This window comes from Parasphingorhabdus sp. DH2-15 (assembly GCF_051668705.1).
In the GTDB taxonomy this organism is placed as follows: Bacteria; Pseudomonadota; Alphaproteobacteria; order Sphingomonadales; family Sphingomonadaceae; genus Alterisphingorhabdus.
Genome location: NZ_CP196351.1, coordinates 2036569 through 2052739 on the forward strand (window position 1 = coordinate 2036569; position 16171 = coordinate 2052739).

At 51.2% G+C, this 16171-nt stretch carries 10 protein-coding genes; 4 read left to right on the plus strand and 6 right to left on the minus strand.

The window, feature by feature from the left end; all coding sequences use genetic code 11:
* Positions 1–70 precede the first annotated feature (70 nt).
* Complete coding sequence (locus ACR9YC_RS09550; protein WP_438726860.1) at positions 71–1198, plus strand: DUF3667 domain-containing protein; 1128 nt, start codon at positions 71–73, stop codon at positions 1196–1198.
* A gap of 4 nt (positions 1199–1202) precedes the next feature.
* On the opposite strand, the gene ACR9YC_RS09555 is transcribed toward ACR9YC_RS09550, so the two are convergent.
* Positions 1203–2291 carry a glutathione S-transferase family protein gene (locus ACR9YC_RS09555; RefSeq protein ID WP_438726862.1) on the minus strand — a complete coding sequence of 363 codons (1089 nt, stop codon included), beginning with the start codon at positions 2289–2291 and terminating at the stop codon, positions 1203–1205.
* A 156-nt stretch (positions 2292–2447) separates the two neighbouring features.
* On the opposite strand from ACR9YC_RS09555, the gene ACR9YC_RS09560 reads away from it, so the two are divergent.
* A complete protein-coding gene (locus ACR9YC_RS09560; RefSeq protein ID WP_438726865.1) occupies positions 2448–3752 on the plus strand; it encodes a hypothetical protein in 1305 nt (434 codons plus the stop codon).
* Here ACR9YC_RS09560 and ACR9YC_RS09565 read toward each other — a convergent pair.
* From ACR9YC_RS09565 to ACR9YC_RS09585, 5 genes are all read right to left on the minus strand, one after another.
* Positions 3749–4150: an acyl-CoA thioesterase gene (locus tag ACR9YC_RS09565; RefSeq protein ID WP_438726868.1), complete on the minus strand. Its 402-nt coding sequence runs from the start codon at positions 4148–4150 to the stop codon at positions 3749–3751. The genes ACR9YC_RS09560 and ACR9YC_RS09565 overlap by 4 nt on opposite strands.
* 77 nt (positions 4151–4227) lie before the next feature.
* Positions 4228–8457, minus strand: a complete 4230-nt coding sequence (locus ACR9YC_RS09570) for a translocation/assembly module TamB domain-containing protein (protein WP_438726871.1) — start codon at positions 8455–8457, stop codon at positions 4228–4230.
* Positions 8457–10763 carry an autotransporter assembly complex protein TamA gene (locus tag ACR9YC_RS09575; protein WP_438726874.1) on the minus strand — a complete coding sequence of 769 codons (2307 nt, stop codon included), beginning with the start codon at positions 10761–10763 and terminating at the stop codon, positions 8457–8459. The genes ACR9YC_RS09570 and ACR9YC_RS09575 overlap by 1 nt, the downstream gene beginning before the upstream one ends.
* Before the next feature lie 169 nt (positions 10764–10932).
* Entirely contained in the window at positions 10933–11670 is a 738-nt protein-coding gene (locus tag ACR9YC_RS09580) for an arginyltransferase (protein WP_438726877.1), read from the minus strand.
* A 154-nt stretch (positions 11671–11824) separates the two neighbouring features.
* Entirely contained in the window at positions 11825–13084 is a 1260-nt protein-coding gene (locus ACR9YC_RS09585; RefSeq protein ID WP_438726880.1) for a threonine ammonia-lyase, read from the minus strand.
* Positions 13085–13309: 225 nt separating this feature from the next.
* On the opposite strand from ACR9YC_RS09585, the gene ACR9YC_RS09590 reads away from it, so the two are divergent.
* Positions 13310–14197, plus strand: coding sequence for an NAD(P)-dependent oxidoreductase (locus ACR9YC_RS09590; RefSeq protein ID WP_438726883.1), 888 nt, complete (start codon positions 13310–13312; stop codon positions 14195–14197).
* Complete coding sequence (locus tag ACR9YC_RS09595; protein ID WP_438726886.1) at positions 14194–15864, plus strand: amidohydrolase; 1671 nt, start codon at positions 14194–14196, stop codon at positions 15862–15864. Before ACR9YC_RS09590 ends, ACR9YC_RS09595 begins: the two co-directional genes overlap by 4 nt.
* Positions 15865–16171: the final 307 nt, after the last annotated feature.

The window sequence follows — 16171 nt, forward strand, 5'->3', positions numbered from 1 at the left end:
CAATTCTTGACTTGGCCATCTGTGCCAGTTTTTGCTAGGCTCATAACGGGCAAGCGATAGGGAAGAGCAGATGTCAACTGAGATAGAGGCCGCCGGGTCGCTGGCTGAAGCCGCTTTGGTGGCGCGCGCAGTAGAAAATGCCAATGATGGGTCTGCCAATCAGCAGGTGCATGGCGGCAATTGCCTGAATTGCGACACCGCACTTATGGGTAGCCATTGCCATATGTGTGGCCAATCCGTCCATATCCACCGGTCCTTTAGTGCGTTTTGGCACGATATCTTACACGGCGTCCTGCATTTCGATGGCAAATTCTGGAACACATTGCCTTTACTGGCATGGCAGCCCGGCAAACTGACCCGCCGTTATATCCATGGCGAGCGCGCGAAATTCATTTCGCCTATGGCAATCTTCCTGTTCGCGATCTTCATGATGTTCGCTGTCTTCTCTTATGTTGGCTCTCCTGACTTTTCACGTGCGTCTGAAGATATAGCGACAGCTACAGGCGGTTCTAATGATACAGAGAAAATGAGGGATGAACTAGCAGCCAATATTGCCAAATTAGAAGCACAGCTTGCCGAGGCAGAACCAGATAGCGAACAGGCAAAAAACCTCAACTCGCAACTGAAAATCGCCAAAACCACTATGAACGGCATAAATTTTGCGACTGGCAATATTATAAGCTACCCGGAAATAGCCGAAGAAACGTCTGGACCAGTCGTTATTGGTGCAGAAAATAGCGTTGATACAGGCACGGCCTGGTTCGACAAATGGGCCAATAATGCCTTGCAAAAGGCGAACAGCAACCCTGATCTGCTGCTCTATAAATTGCAATCCAATGGCTATAAATTTGCCTGGCTGCTGATCCCCATATCCATACCATTTATCTGGCTAGTGACGATCGGCAAAAGGGGTCATAGATTCTATGACCATGCGGTATTTACGACCTATTCGCTGGCCTTTATGTCTATGATGTTCATCATATGCGCATTGGCTGTTAAATTTAACATATTACCCGGATTGGTTATCGTCTTTTCCACGCTTTACGCGCCCTTTCATATCTATCGACAGCTACGCCATGCCTATAGCCTGTCGCGGTTTAGCGCGATTGTCCGGCTCTGGGTTCTGCTGGTCTTCATCATCATCGCATCAATGATATTTCTGTTTGCTTTGCTCGCCCTTGGTTTGCTCAGCAGCTAGACAATCATTTGGCAATGGTGAGTTGATGGTTGGAAAAGTCCAGCCGAACAGGCAGGGCAAATTGCTGAAATACGCCGCCATTGACCCGGTTCAGCAGATCGTCAGCCGCGCTTTTCGCGTCGCCATCCAGACTGTGATAAAAATCATGGCACCGCTGATGCATCCATAAGGAAAACACACTCGCCGCGCGGGCTGCTGTCACCCCTTCCATGGTGAAGGGCGCAAAACCAACAGCTCTGGGCAATTCGCTATCGGCATTGTCGGCAGCCCAATCGGCCAGCATATCAGAGATATTTTGCAGCCATGGCAGATGCTCGGCCATCATACGGCGTAAGATCGGCAATAATGTCTCTGGCACATTATCATCCGGCAGGAAGGTGCCTGACAAGGGCGCTGCGACATTGACCATCCGCTCAACCCACTCTGCCACTTTGGGCGCCAGACGCTTCATAATCTCGCCCGATGCTGGGTCTCTGTATAAATGGGCATATAGCGGGCCTATCAGGCCATAATCGCCAATGCAGGGGCGCGTTCCCAACAGATAATCATGCTCAGCAAAATGTGCATTCAGCTCAGCCAGTAACGCTTCATAGCTGGCCTCAATCGCTGGTATGCTGGCCTCATTTATCCCCAATAACGGGCAAAAGCCCTTAAATGCCTTGCCGCGTTCTTGCCCGATGGCAAATTGCTCTTCAGCCGTGCTTTCAGGCGCAGCTACCTTGCCAAATTCGGAATAGACCCATTGCTCATTATAGTTCCAGCGATAGTGCATCGCCGCTATGGTCAGCCATTCATCGCCAAAACTCTCAAACAACAATGCTACAAGATGCTGCACCGGTGTTTGCGGATATACCGACGGCCCATCACTGCCACGCTCATAATGGTCGATAATCTTTGTCGTATCCTGCACGATTGCCCCATCAGCCAGTTGCAAAACAGGAATGACAGGGCGGCCAATAGCGGGAATTATGACATCGCGATACACCTCAGGACGTGACAATTCTTCGCGATAATCAATCCCCTTCCAATCCATATAGGCGCGTGCCTTTCCCGAATAGAGGGACAAGGGAGCAGCATATAATATATCGGTCATAGGGGCGCCTTATAGTTACGAAAACACAATGAATTGCATGTCTTAGCGCAGGATAGGCAAATAATCATGTTTGAGAACCACCCATTTTAAGAAAATGCTTGCATAGTTATCTTTGGCCCATAGCAATGGCAGTGTCATCATAATGGGGGTGAGATAATGACCAATTATAGCAGCATATATGGCAGTCTAGCATTTGCTCTAGCGCTGATTACAACACCGGCGGCCGCGCAGACAGATGCACAGCCCGTTGCAGATGAGGAATCGTCCGCATCAGCAATGAGTGCAGAGACGATCAAAAAACTCACTGAGCAGGCCGACACAGCCTATGACAAGGGCGATTATGAAAGCGCGCTCGCAATCTATAAAACCCTGGGGCAAGCCGGGGATAGCAATGGTAATTACATCTATGGCTATATGCTGCGCCGCGGCCTTGGCACGGAAAAAGATTTCCCGGAAGCCTTTCGCGTACTGCAAATTGCCAGCGAAGGTGATGCTCCTAATGCTTTCACCGAATTGGGCCTAATGTATGAATTGGGTGAGATTGGCGAGAAAGACGAAGACATCGCAAATGACTATTATATGCGCGCACATGAAAAGGGCAGCAGCAGAGCGACATATTTTATTGGTCTGAATTATCTTTACGGTATTGGCTTTGAGAAAAATGTCGAAGAGGCTGAAAACTGGTTCAAAAAAGCCATCGCAATGGGTTCAGACTCTGCCATGCGGGAGCTGGGTGTTCTCTACATTACTGGCGATAAGTTAGAGCAAGACTATACCACTGGCTTAGGGCTACTCACCCGCGCGGCCGCCGCTGGCAATAGCGATGCTATGTTTCATTTGGGTGTGTCGCATGATTTTGCGACCGGCGTTGTTGAAAATGCAGAACTTGCATTTTTCTGGTACAAAATGGCAGCAGAATTGGGGCAAATCGATGCTCTCAACAATCTGGCGCAATTGTATCGCAATGGTAGAGGTGTAGAAAAAGACACCCAACAGGCCGCATTCTGGTTTGAAAAAGGTGTTGCGGCTAATGATGCTTATGCGATGGCGAATTTGGCATATATGCTGGCCTCAGCAGAGGGTCTTCCCCGCGATATAGCGCGCGCGCAAAAGCTGTTTGATCAGGCCATTGCGCTGAAAGAACCTTTTGCGATGCGCACTATGGGGCTCGCCTATGAAGAGGGCCATTTAGGCAGCAAAGATACTGTAAAGGCCAATGCCTTATATCTTGAGGCGGCAGAACTGGGCGACCAGATCGCGATGCGCTATCTGGGTATCAATTATGAGGAAGGCATAGGTTTTATCAAAGACCTTGATAAGGCGCGTTCTTGGTACGCAAAGGCCATTGCAGCAGGCGATGAAAAAGCAAAAGAATTGCTCGAGGGTATCAAGAAAGCCGACCGAGATTGGGTATCTGAAGTGATGGATGTTGAAGCCAATAAAGCAGATGACAGCAATTAATCGTCACTGATAGGCAAAAAGCGGGTAATCACATCTTTGGTCAATCGTGCCGGGCGCAATGTTTTGGCATCAACGCAGCACCAGCTTGACTTAACTTCTGCCAGAACTTCCTCCCCGCGTCTGATGACAGTGTCATAAAATGCGCGTGCTCCATGCACTTTTTCAAGGATGACAGTGGCAATCACTTCATCATCAATAAAGGCTGGCTTGCGGTATGTAATCTCGTGCTTTAGCGCCACCCAGAGATGCTCTGCAACAGCGGCTGGCGGAGCGATGCGCTCCCAATGCGCAATCACTGCATCCTGAACCCAATGCAGATAATTTGCATTGTTTACATGCCCCATAAAATCAATGTCTGACGGGGAGACGGATATAATATGGTCATGTAATCGGCTCATATTGCTTACACTAATGTTAGTTACCCAAAATTGAAAGCTGATAATTGCCGCTAAAGTGTAAACACCAACATAATGGCCTAATAATCGCGCGAAATTCTGGCGTTCACGCTTTGCCGCCCGATGGTGGACACGGTCGATAATATGGAGAGCCAGCGCGTTATCTGGAATTCTGCCTGTGTGGCGGAATAGCCCTGACCATCGGTAATCACCTCTACATAGATATTGCGCGTTATATATTTGCCTGCGCCAATGCTGATGCCCTGCCCAATGGACGGATCGGCCGCGATAATCCGCAATCGGTCAAGGCCGATAGCTCCGCGCAGAGCGTTGATCGGGTCAAGCCCGCCACCGCTGCGCAAAGAGGTCAGCGCCGCCGCTAGTTGCACAGCCTCTGGCGCAGAAATATCTGTGACCGATGAGCCGAACAGCAGCCGTGCCAACAGCTCATCTTCAGGCAATTGCGGTATGCTGGTAAAGGTTATCTCAGGCCGTAATCCCGTTCCCCCGACACGAATATCCGCATCAATGCCAGACAGGTTTGCCGTTGCCACAATGTCGAGCAGCGGATCAGCAGGGAAGGTTTCCTGAAAACGGATAAGGCCGCGTTCCAGATCAAAGTCACGCCCAGCAAATTCATATTCACCGCGTATCAGATTGGCTGTACCACTGATGCGCGGTGTGATGGTCGGCCCGTTAATCGCAATATCGGCGCGCCATTCGCTATCTATGCCCAGCCCGCGCACTGCTATACGGTTATTTGCCCGCGCCTTTATCGCAAACCGCCATGGTGTCGGCGGAATGAAGGGCGGTGCTTCATCGGGCCTGCGGTTAATCTCTCGATAGGCGATATCGGGCAGCTCAGTAATAACCTCTGCCTTGCCCAGATTGAACCGCCCCTGATTGATGATAACATCGCCGCCCAAAACGCCGCTGCGATCACCTTCAGATTTGGCTGTGATACGGCCCGTCACTGTTGCCGCGAAATCATCACGCACCAGCAGATTGGCGTTGCGCACATCAAAGGCGAGATCAAGCGTGGCAAATTGCTTGCCGCCAAACCGCAATGTGCCGCTGCCCAACACATCCCCGCCATTAGGAGTCTTCCCTTTCAAGCTGGTAAGTGTGAACTTGTCCCCCGCGAAACGGCCATTAACCGCGATCTTTTCAATGATTGTGCCAGATAGCACGCTTTCGACCCGTGCATTTTGTGTCGCCAATTTCCCCTGCACTAACGGATTATCCAAAGTGCCGCTGGCCTGAGCGCGGACATCAACATTGCCCGTCATATCCAAAACATCAATACCGGTCAGACGCCATAAAGCATCAACCGGACCGGAATATTTAATCTCGCCCAGCAAATCGGCACGTGCCAGTCCTTCAGCAAAATCTGTATTGGCCGGTATGTTGGCCAGCCGCATCTGCGCCCTGCCCAGCTCCTGGTTTTTATCGCGAATGATCGTGCGCACTGCCAGATTGTCATCATTTAGCTGCGCATTCATTGCCAGATCAACGGGCCGTGATGTCAAGGCAATGGTTGACCGCGCCAGCCGGTTAAGGCGCAATTTGGCCTCGCCTCTGGGGTTTTGCCCATTGCGGAAATTAAGGTTGAGCTGACCAGAGGCCGTGCCACTCAAACCCAATTCACTAAACCCAACATCCAGCACAGCCAAAGGCAGCGCCTGCATGTCCAGATTTACGCTCTGACGATCCATGCCGAACAGCCCTGAGACGCCCATTGAGCCGCGCCCTACAGTCAGGCGTGTCTTGGCCAGTCGCCAGCCATTTGCGGTTTTGTTGATGATCGCAGAGCGCGATGTACCAATTGCCCGCAGGCCATAAGCCCCGTCCACATCAACTGCGATGCGGTTTCTTTCGATACGAGAGCGTGTTTGCAAAGAGAAACGGCTGCCACGCCGCCCCGCCAAAGATGCAGTAACATTGCCGACACAGGCTCTGTCGCTGATATTGCCGGATGACAGACAGCCGGGCAGATCAGCCTTTGCCGCAATACGGCCAATGAACAGATTGCCGCGCGAAATACCTTGAGCTGTGATAGCCGCATCAATTTTGGGCAGGTCGTTACCAAATAATGCTGTAAGGTTAATCGTGCCTTGACGAATAAGCGTCGGTGTCTCACCGGCAAAGCGCGCATTGGCCAATTTTATATCACTGGTAACAATGATGGTTTCCTGCTGGCTGCTCAGGCGGATATTGCCATTCACACCGCCACCGCTCAGCAGAAACTCGCCATTTGTGCCGCTATCGCCAGTGAAAATATCACCAGTAATCAATGAGTTGCTGATATTCAACTCACGCACAGCAATTTGTGTTCGGCCATCAGCAAGCGCCATGATATTGGTCAAAGCATCAAATGGTCCGGCCAGTGAACCGCCTTTTGCAGTGATAGTAAAGCCCTGTTCCGCCGCGGCGACCGCCAGTTCAACATTGCTCAACCCCAGAGCGGGCAATGGGCTGTCTAGCACGATAGTTGCCTGGGCGAGCGAGCCTTGCCCTTCCGCATTCACATCAAATGCACCATAATCGCTATGTCGGCCAGCGGCGCGAATAACGGCATTACCATCAGTCTCCAGACGCCCGCCGCCGAGCAATGCCAATTTCGCAGAGGCGATCTCAACGTTACGAAAAATGATGGGCTGGCGATCCGCATAATCTATCTGGCCAGAGAAACCGATATTCTCTCCAAGATATTGGGCTATGGTTTGATTGACCACATTGCGCGTTTTGCCATTGATTATGGCCTGCGCTGACAATGCCTTACCAAATGCCAGCTGTATATCGGCGGCAATATCGGCCGTGGCCACATTTTCAATGACATAATCATTCAGGTTGATCTGCCCATCGACACGATAATCATTGGCCTGAACCCGCCCGACCAAGCCCAATTGCCCCCGCAATTTGCCCGCATCTATCGTCATGGCTTTAGAAGTTAAGATATTGTCCTCAAAAGCAAAATCGCCAGATATTCTGGGCGGGCCCAGCAATGCATCTGCCTCTTTTATGCCGGTTATCAGGCGCGCCGCAGACATGTCCAATTCACCGCTAATACGGCCCTTATTACTGGCAATATCGGCTTTGGCGATCAGCTTCTCAGCGCGGAAATCGTCAAAAGCAACGCTGTTCATGCTGATATCAAGCGGGCTGCGCCAATCATCAAAACTGCCATTGAACAGCATTTTTGCGACCAGAGCTTTGGTGCTGATGCCAAATATATCCAAATCGCCCTGCCGCGCCGTTGCCGTAACAGCAAGATCGTTAAACAGATTATTGGCCAGATCGACCGCACCCTGACATTCCAATGAAAGCGCAGCCAAATTGATCCGTAACCGGCCATCCAGCACGCGGTCGGTCATCACCGCTTCGCCATCAATGTTGATAGTTTCACCAATGAGAGTAGCCAATTCCCCATCCACAAAACTGGCGGGGAAAATATCGCCCTGCACAGCATAGGTGCCAGCCTGTGCCTTTAACGCAAGATCGGCCAGCAATTGCTGTTCATCCTTGGCTTGCAACACGCCCTGCCAATTGCTGTAGCTGCCATCACCTTTTGCTCTAATCTGCAACCCTCTTTGCAAGCCGGCCATACGCGCCAGCACGCCATCAACAGGCGCATTAACGTCCAGATCAAGATCGAATATATCCGCATCAGGGGAGATATCGACCTTGGCGATCAACCGATCTTCACCCGCTTGGATTGCAGTATTAATGTCCAGCAACACCCTGCCGCCGCGAATATCGACCTTTGCCGTGAGCGCGAGAATACGCTCCTCACCCGCAATATCGGGGTGGATGGTAAAATTCTCACTCGTCAAACTGTCCAGACGAATATCAAAGTCTGGCAAAATCGGCGCCGTGGTGTCTGTTTCCAGCAATTCCGGCAGTGCCAGCAATGTGCCATTGCGCAGCGCGAGCGCACGAATGTCGAGCAGATTTTGCAACCATGACAAAGGCCGCCAATCCAGCCGGGCTTCCTCTAAGGTCAGGAAGGTTTTCTTGGGGTCAGACAAGCGCACATCACGGACAATCGCTTCGCCATAAATGGACCCGTCAATCGCACCAACATCAATGTCCAGACCATTTTCAAATTCCAGAGCGGAAATCTGCTGCGCCAGAAAGCGGCGGCCCGGCGCGGTATCCAATAACAGCCCCAATATGAGGATTATCACGGCCAGAACAGTGAGGCAGATCGCCGCGATCTTGGTGACGCGCCACAATGTCCATGCCCGCTTGCCGGAAGCGACTTTGGCATCTGCCTCGTCTATCTGGTCAGTTTGCGCAGTTTCCGTCATCAAAATGCCTGCCCAAGTGAGACATAAACGCCGATAGCCGCATCATTTGGCCCAGGGTTTATGGGTGTACCAATATCAAGCCGCAAAGGGCCGAAGCTGCTATAATAGCGCAGGCCTATCCCTGCGCCATAGCGTAACCGGCGAAATGTGGGGAAACTGCTATCATAAACATTGCCGGCATCAATAAAGGGGACAACGCCAAATTCGCCAAAACGCACCCTTGCTTCCAGCGAAAACTCGGCCAGACTGCGCCCGCCAACCGGATCGCCATTTATATCTATAGGGCCGACATCCTGAAAGCCAAAACCCCTTACCGAGCCACCACCGCCGGAATAAAAACGCCGTGATGGCGCAATAGCAAAGGTGCTAGCCCCTGTAATACTCGCCAAGCGAGTACGCCCTGCAAGAATGATATCATCGCTAAACGGTTGATAGAAGCTGGCGTCAAACTGGCTGCGGAAATAACCGACATTACCGGTTATGAGCGACACCTCTGGTGAGACAAGTATCGCGACACGGAAACCCTTTGACGGATCGAGCAAATCATCACTGCCATCATAAGCCAATGATGCCGGCAAAGCGGCGATACCGAATGTCTCTCGCCCGGTATCATTTGGTCCGGCAATATCGCTTTCATCGGTCAGCACAAATTCAACACCGGCTGACCATGTCCATTTCTTCTGGAAGATCAAATTGGTTTGCCGTTGAATATTGGCCGATAAAGATAGGGTTCGCGCGTCAAACGCATCACGCTGAACATTGGCAATCAGCGCGTTGACGTTCAGCACCGTATCACGCTGGCGGAAATTGTTGCGCTGATAGGTCGCGCCCAATAGCTGTTCCTGCGTACCCACAACCCCGCGCACCCGCACCAGACCTTCGGGCGGGAAGAAATTGCGATGTTCCCAGCTTGCCGCGATACGGAAACCCTCACCAGTGCCAAAGCCCAGTTCACCAGCAATAGTCCGTAGGGGCGCTGGCGCGATATCGACATTCAGATCAACAATTTCGGTTGCTTTGGCCGGAGTATCCCCACCAGCCACGCCCAATCGCTTTGGCTCGCTTTCAGGATCAATCTCCTTATCCTCGGCAGGCACAGCCGTGATGGAGACAGAGGACACCAACCCAGTCGCCAAAATGGCGCGGCGCAAATCTTCCACACGTGAGGCGCGGAAAATATCACCCGTGTCAAAGCGAGCAATACGCAGCAAATGGCGCGCACTTAACAGCGGGTCATCACCAACATTGATATTGCCAAAACGGTATTTTTCACCCGGCGTAATTTCGAGTGACAAATCAGCGGACAGTGCCTGATGGTCTATGACCAGTTCGGCCGGGGCAAGATTGGCAAAGGCATAGCCATTTTCTGCCAGCGCCTGCGCCAAGCGCTCTTCTCCCGCGACGATGTCATCGCTATTAGCGACATCACCACTGGCCAAGCCGAATGTTCTGATGAAATAGGGATAATCATCCCCCGCATCGCGCAAATTGCCCAGATTGATGTCGCCAAATCTGTATAATGGTCCGGCTGTCACCAAAAAGTTGACCAATATGTCATCACTGATTTGCACATTATTATCAGCGGCATCATTTTGTGCATCGGCAACAGCAGAAGATGCAGCAAATAACGGTTCCACTATGCCATCATAATGGCCGTAAATGCGCAGCAAACGCAGCAACAAGGCGCGGTCAAGATTGGCGCGCCGCGTGATCTGCGCAATATTGCTATCATCATCATTCAATGTTTCCAGCGAAGAGAGCGCATTAAACCGCTGCAATAAATCACTGCGGTCACGGCTGGATATTAGTGCATCGCTAAATGCCACATCCACGTCATAGTCAGTGATTTTACTTGGCAATGGTCCATCGACCAATCCGCTATTAGCTGCTTGCGCAGATATGCCTTGCAAAGGCTCCCGTGTAGAAGGGCCCAGCGCATCCTGATCCGCCAATATTGCCGCCCCATCATTGCCATCTTCAGAAGAATCACCGGATGCATCATCAGGCACATCGCTTTCGGCAATCTCCTCATTATCGGCAAGGCCGTTAATCGGCGTATCAAATTCCGGCCAATCAACGCCGAAATCATCCATATTTGTTAAAGGCGCATCCAAATCTATCTCGGGCGGTAAATTTGTCTCGCTAGGTATAACCGTTTCTTGGCTAGGTGCTTCGACAGTGTCTTGACTATCAACACCATCATCCTGCGCCTTTGCGGCGCCTGCACAGAATAATAGCGTTGCAAGCGATGCATAGCAGCTTTTTCGCAAGCCAGCGAAGCGTTGGATACTATGGAAATGCGACAAGCCGGTGCCCAAACAAGAAAATTCATGGATTTTTCTAAATATAGCAATGGGCTATCATGCCCTTCACCGTTAAGCAAAGACCATCACTGAATATCGACAGAATTTTACCTGTTTTCAGCCACTCTTGACCGCACTTTCCGCCGTTACAGCACCAATGCAGCCTTCATGCCTATTCGCTATCAAAAGCGACCCAGCCATTTGGCCCCAGCTTTTCCAATGGCCGATAGCGCGTTTTATACGCCATGCGCGCTGACCCATCGACCCAATAGCCCAGATAGACATAAGGCAGGTCGCTTTGTGCAGCCCGCAAAATATGGTCCATGATGACGTAATTGCCCAACCCTTGACGCCATGGATGCTGCGGATCAAAAAAGCTGTACACCATGGATAAACCGTCATTTTGTATATCGGTCAGACATGCGCCGACCAAGCGCCCACCATCGCCATTGCAATCAGGTTCGCGATATTCAACAACATTACTGCGCACTGGCGATTGCTCCACCATATCGGCATAGTCGCCTTCATCCATCTCGATCATGCCGCCATCAGGGTGGCGCACAGACAGATAGCTTTTTAGCAGCTCATATTGCTCATCCGTTGCCCATGGACGGCATTTTTTAACCACAAGGTCGCTATTGCGGCGAATGATTTTGCGCTGGGTTGCGCTGGGTTTGAACTCTGCTGCATTAACGCGAACGGAAACACATGCATGGCAATCACTGCAACTGGGCCGGTAAGCGACATTTTGGCTGCGTCGAAAACCGATGCGTGACAATGCGTCATTCAACTCATCAGCATGGCCGCCATTAAGCTCGGTAAAGACCTTACGTTCAGTTTTGCCAGGCAGATAGGGGCAAGGCGAAGGGTGCGTCACAAAAAATCTGGGGAAGCGTGATGGCGCACTCACTGTCAAACGGGCCTTTCAGGTTCAAAGCATCGATGCATCCAGCATAATGCCAGATTCGCTATGTCACTTCTATGACGTAAGCACGGCTGCCCCTCAAACGGTTTAACCAAGAAAATATGCATTTTGCGCAAAAATATCGATTATTGGGCCATAATTACCCCAATTCGATGCGCGTTACCTCATATTCTGCGGAACGCAGCGCCGCCAATAATGCGTCCAACTGATCGGAATCGCGCGCCTCACATTCGATATCGGTATAAAGACCTTTTGCCGGCAATTTGGTGAAAATGCGCTGATGGTAAATTTCAATAATATTGACCTGATGCTGGTCAAATATCCGCATTGCACGGAACAATGATCCAGGCTGATCGCGCAGACTGAGCCGTAATCTCGCAAGGCGTCCCGAACGCGCTAGATCGCGCAGCAGCACATTGGCTAGCAAGCGCGTATCAATATTGCCGCCGCACAGAACAACGCCAACCTTTTGGCCTTTAAACAGCTCTGGATTGACCAGAATTGCCGCCAGACCGGCAGCGCCGGCGCCTTCAATCACAGACTTTTCAATTTGCAGCAACAGGCTGACCGATTTTTCCAGTGCAGCCTCATCAATGAGAAGCATATTGTCAGCCAGACCTTCAATATGCCGCGCAGTATATTCACCCGGATTTTTAACAGCGATACCTTCGGCCAAAGTGTCACCGCCACATGGCAAATCCTCGCCTTTCAGCCGCGCATACATGGATGGATAAAGCTCCGCCTCGACACCGGTCAATTTGATGTCAGGGTTAAGCGCTTTTGCCGCAGTGCCCATGCCCGTGAACAGACCGCCGCCGCCAATGGGGATGACCAGATGCTCAAGATCAGGCACATCTTCCAGCATTTCCAGTGCCACCGTGCCTTGCCCGGCAGCAATCCATGGATGATCGAAAGGGTGGACAAAGGTGAGTGAGCGTTCTTTCTCCAACTGGCGCGCATAATCATAAGCATCATCGAACTTTTCACCGTGCAGAATGACATTGCCGCCATTGGCTTTTGTATGCTCTATCTTCACCGAAGGTGTGCCTATCGGCATGACTATCGTCACGGGCACACCAAGCCGTGTGCCATGATAGGAAAGACCTTGCGAGTGATTGCCCGCTGATGCCGCGATAACCCCCTCTTTGCGCAATTCTTCCGGCATTTGCAGCAGAAAGTTCAGCGCACCGCGCTCTTTATAAGCGGCTGTAAATTGTAGATTCTCAAATTTGAGATAAATTTCTGCGCCTGTAATCGCTGATAATGTCCTGCTGTGCAGAATAGGTGTACGCACGACCGCGCCATGAATACGCTCTTGGGCCACTTTGATTTCGGACAGGGTAAGCCAATGATCAGCAAGATCATCAGACGAAGGCATGTTGGACAAGCTATTGATCATGCAATTCCCCTAACTTGCCGTAACGGGATTACAAGATGAATTTGCTTTTGCAGCACGACATTTGATGCGGCAATTGACGATCATAGTCTTGACGGACCATGAGCAGACCCGCAATGCAGCATCTGATATTTTGCTTATTTGCTAAAGACTGTGGTTTGATAAGGAAGCTGAGCCAATTGGCTGCCATCCGATCATCCAAGACACAGATTACCGAGGATATAAAATATGGCTGCGATCACTTTTATTGGAACCGGTGTTATGGGCGGGCCAATGGCGCGGCACCTTGCCGATGCCGGCCATAGCCTACACCTCTATAATCGCACCCGTGCAAAAGCCGAGGCAACAGCCAAGCAGATCACAGAAAAAGGGGGAAGCGCCAAAGTTTTCGATAGCCCTGCTGAAGCAGCCAGAGGCAGCGACGTCGCAATTTCATGTGTCGGCAATGATGATGACCTTTCTGCCGTCATTCTGGGCAGTCAGGGGATATTTTCGACCATGGCCAAAGGCGGCTTGTTCATCGATCACACCACGGTCTCTGCAACATTGGCACGTCAGATCGCAGTGGAAAGCGGACCACGCGGCATAATGTGCGTAGATGCACCTGTATCGGGCGGTCAGGCTGGCGCAGAAAATGGCCAATTGGCGATTATGTGCGGTGGCAGCAAGGACGCTTTTGCCCGCGCCGAGACGATCATGCAAAGCTATGCAGCAAGGATTGTGCATATTGGTGGGCCAGGTGCAGGGCAGACCACCAAAATGGTGAACCAGATTTGCATCGCAGGCATATTGGGCGGGCTATCAGAGGCACTGCGCTTTGCTGAAGCCAGCAATTTGGATACAGATTTGGTTTTTGATGCCATTTCCGGCGGTGCTGCGCAAAGCTGGCAGATGGATAATCGCTGGAAAACCATGGCTGATAACAGTTTTGATTTTGGGTTTGCGATTGATTGGATGCGCAAGGATCTGGGCCTTGCCATTGATGAAAGCCGCAATATCGGCGCTAGCGTTCCCGTTGCCGCTTTGGTCGATCAATTCTATGCAGAGGTTCAACAATCGGGCGGTGGACGCTTTGATACATCGGCGCTGATCACACGCTTAAAAAGGAAGTCATGATGCACTTTATTGCACGCTTTTTCCGCTATCTCGTCGCCACGATATTTGCGGCGGGGCTGGTGCTGCCCGCAATATCCCATGCGCAAACACTGATTGACAATATCAACGGCATCACATTGGATCAGGAAGGCGAAGTGGTGCGCTTTACCGGCATTGTCATTGATCGTGATGGCAAGGTGGCGCAATTGCTGAACCGCAAGGATGACCGGCCGCAAGACCTGCAATATATCGTCGATGGCAAAGGTCAGACTGTCATTCCCGGCCTTATTGATGCCCATGGCCATGTTATGAATATCGGTTTTCAGGCACTTTCACTCGACCTTAGCGCCACAAAATCCTTGGCTGAAGCGCAGCAGGCACTGACTGAATATGCTGCTGCCAACCCCGATCTGCCATGGCTTATCGGGCGCGGGTGGAATCAGGAAAAATGGGGTTTGGGCAGATTTCCAACGGCGCAAGAGCTTGACATTATCGTCTCTGACAGGCCGGTTTATCTTGGCCGGGTCGATGGTCATGCTGGCTGGGCCAATAGCAAGGCAATGGAAATTGCAGGGATTACGGCCAAAAGCAAAAGTCCTGAAGGGGGCCGTATTGAGAAAATCGGCGGCGTGCCAAGCGGTATCTTTGTGGACGCTGCTGAGGAATTGATTACGCCGTCCATCCCCCCTGCTCGTCCGATTGACCGCGATCAGGCGCTGCTCGAAACGCAATCTATATTGCTGGCCCAAGGGATCACGGCCATTGCCGATATGGGCACCAGCATAGAGGATTGGCAGAGCTTTCGCCGCGCTGGTGATGCAGGCCGCCTGAATATTCGCATCATGTCCTATGCCGCTGGTATTGAGAATATGATTGCTATTGGCGGGCCTGGTCCTAGCCCGTGGCTATATGATGACAGGTTACGCTTGAACGGCGTGAAACTCTATCTTGACGGCGCATTGGGTTCTCGCGGCGCTTGGTTGAAAAGCGATTATGCTGATGCGCCCGGGCAGACAGGCTTGCCCTTTCTCAACGATACGCAGCTGCTTAATCTGATGAGCCGCGCCAGCATGGACGGTTTTCAACTGGCGATCCACGCCATTGGGGATCGCGCCAATAAACAGGTGCTGGATGCGATGGAAGAACTCAAAGATGTGTTCAGCAATGACAAGCGTTGGCGTATTGAACATGCGCAGATACTGGACCCTCAAGACATAGCGCGCTTTCCCAAACTGGGCGCAATCGCGTCGGTGCAGCCAGTTCACCAGACATCGGACAGACTCATGGCAGAGCAGCGCCTTGGGCCAGACCGTTTGGACGGCGCATATGCATGGGCATCTTTAGAAAAAGCCGGTGCATTATTGGCCTTTGGTTCGGATGCTCCTGTCGAATCAGCCAACCCCTTTATCGCTATGGCCGCAGCGATGACTCGCGAAGACGAAAATGGCGAACCTTTTGGCGGCTGGCTGCCGAAAGAAAGGCTTTCACGCGAATCGGTTCTGGCCGGCTTCACGACCAATGCTGCCTATGCTGGCTTTGCAGAAGGGCGATTTGGCTCCCTCATGCCCGGCAATCGTGCTGATTTTGTGGTTTTGGACACAGATATTATGCTCGCTTCTCCGACAAACATAAGAAGTATTACCCCGAAAGAAACATGGGTTGGCGGCAAAAAAGTGTGGCAAGAGTGACACAAGTCACGGTTTATGACGGAAAAATTTGCATTTATTTCATGCTCGTAACGTAGGATATCTGCCATAAACCCTTTGGTAAGCTATTTTGCGCTAAGAGTTATGTTGCTATGCACAATAGAACAGCATATTAAGTAAGAGAGTGAACTGCGTTAGAGGTGATTTCGATCATATTGCCGATAAGCAAAACCATTTAATCAAATCCGCAATGTAACCTCCAAAGGTTTATACTTTTACAAAAGACTGATTACAACGATATTACCTAGACCTTCAATACTGTCTAAACTTTAATAGAGCCATCAAGGGG

Bases quoted from the DNA above. Each gene is read 5' to 3' on its own strand.
- ACR9YC_RS09595 (WP_438726886.1), top strand. From the start codon at position 14,194: ATGATGCACTTTATTGCACGCTTTTTCCGCTATCTCGTCGCCACGATA.
- ACR9YC_RS09565 (WP_438726868.1), bottom strand. From the start codon at position 4,150: ATGAGCCGATTACATGACCATATTATATCCGTCTCCCCGTCAGACATT.
- ACR9YC_RS09590 (WP_438726883.1), top strand. From the start codon at position 13,310: ATGGCTGCGATCACTTTTATTGGAACCGGTGTTATGGGCGGGCCAATG.
- ACR9YC_RS09560 (WP_438726865.1), top strand. From the start codon at position 2,448: ATGACCAATTATAGCAGCATATATGGCAGTCTAGCATTTGCTCTAGCG.
- ACR9YC_RS09570 (WP_438726871.1), bottom strand. From the start codon at position 8,457: ATGACGGAAACTGCGCAAACTGACCAGATAGACGAGGCAGATGCCAAA.
- ACR9YC_RS09550 (WP_438726860.1), top strand. From the start codon at position 71: ATGTCAACTGAGATAGAGGCCGCCGGGTCGCTGGCTGAAGCCGCTTTG.
- ACR9YC_RS09585 (WP_438726880.1), bottom strand. From the start codon at position 13,084: ATGATCAATAGCTTGTCCAACATGCCTTCGTCTGATGATCTTGCTGAT.
- ACR9YC_RS09555 (WP_438726862.1), bottom strand. From the start codon at position 2,291: ATGACCGATATATTATATGCTGCTCCCTTGTCCCTCTATTCGGGAAAG.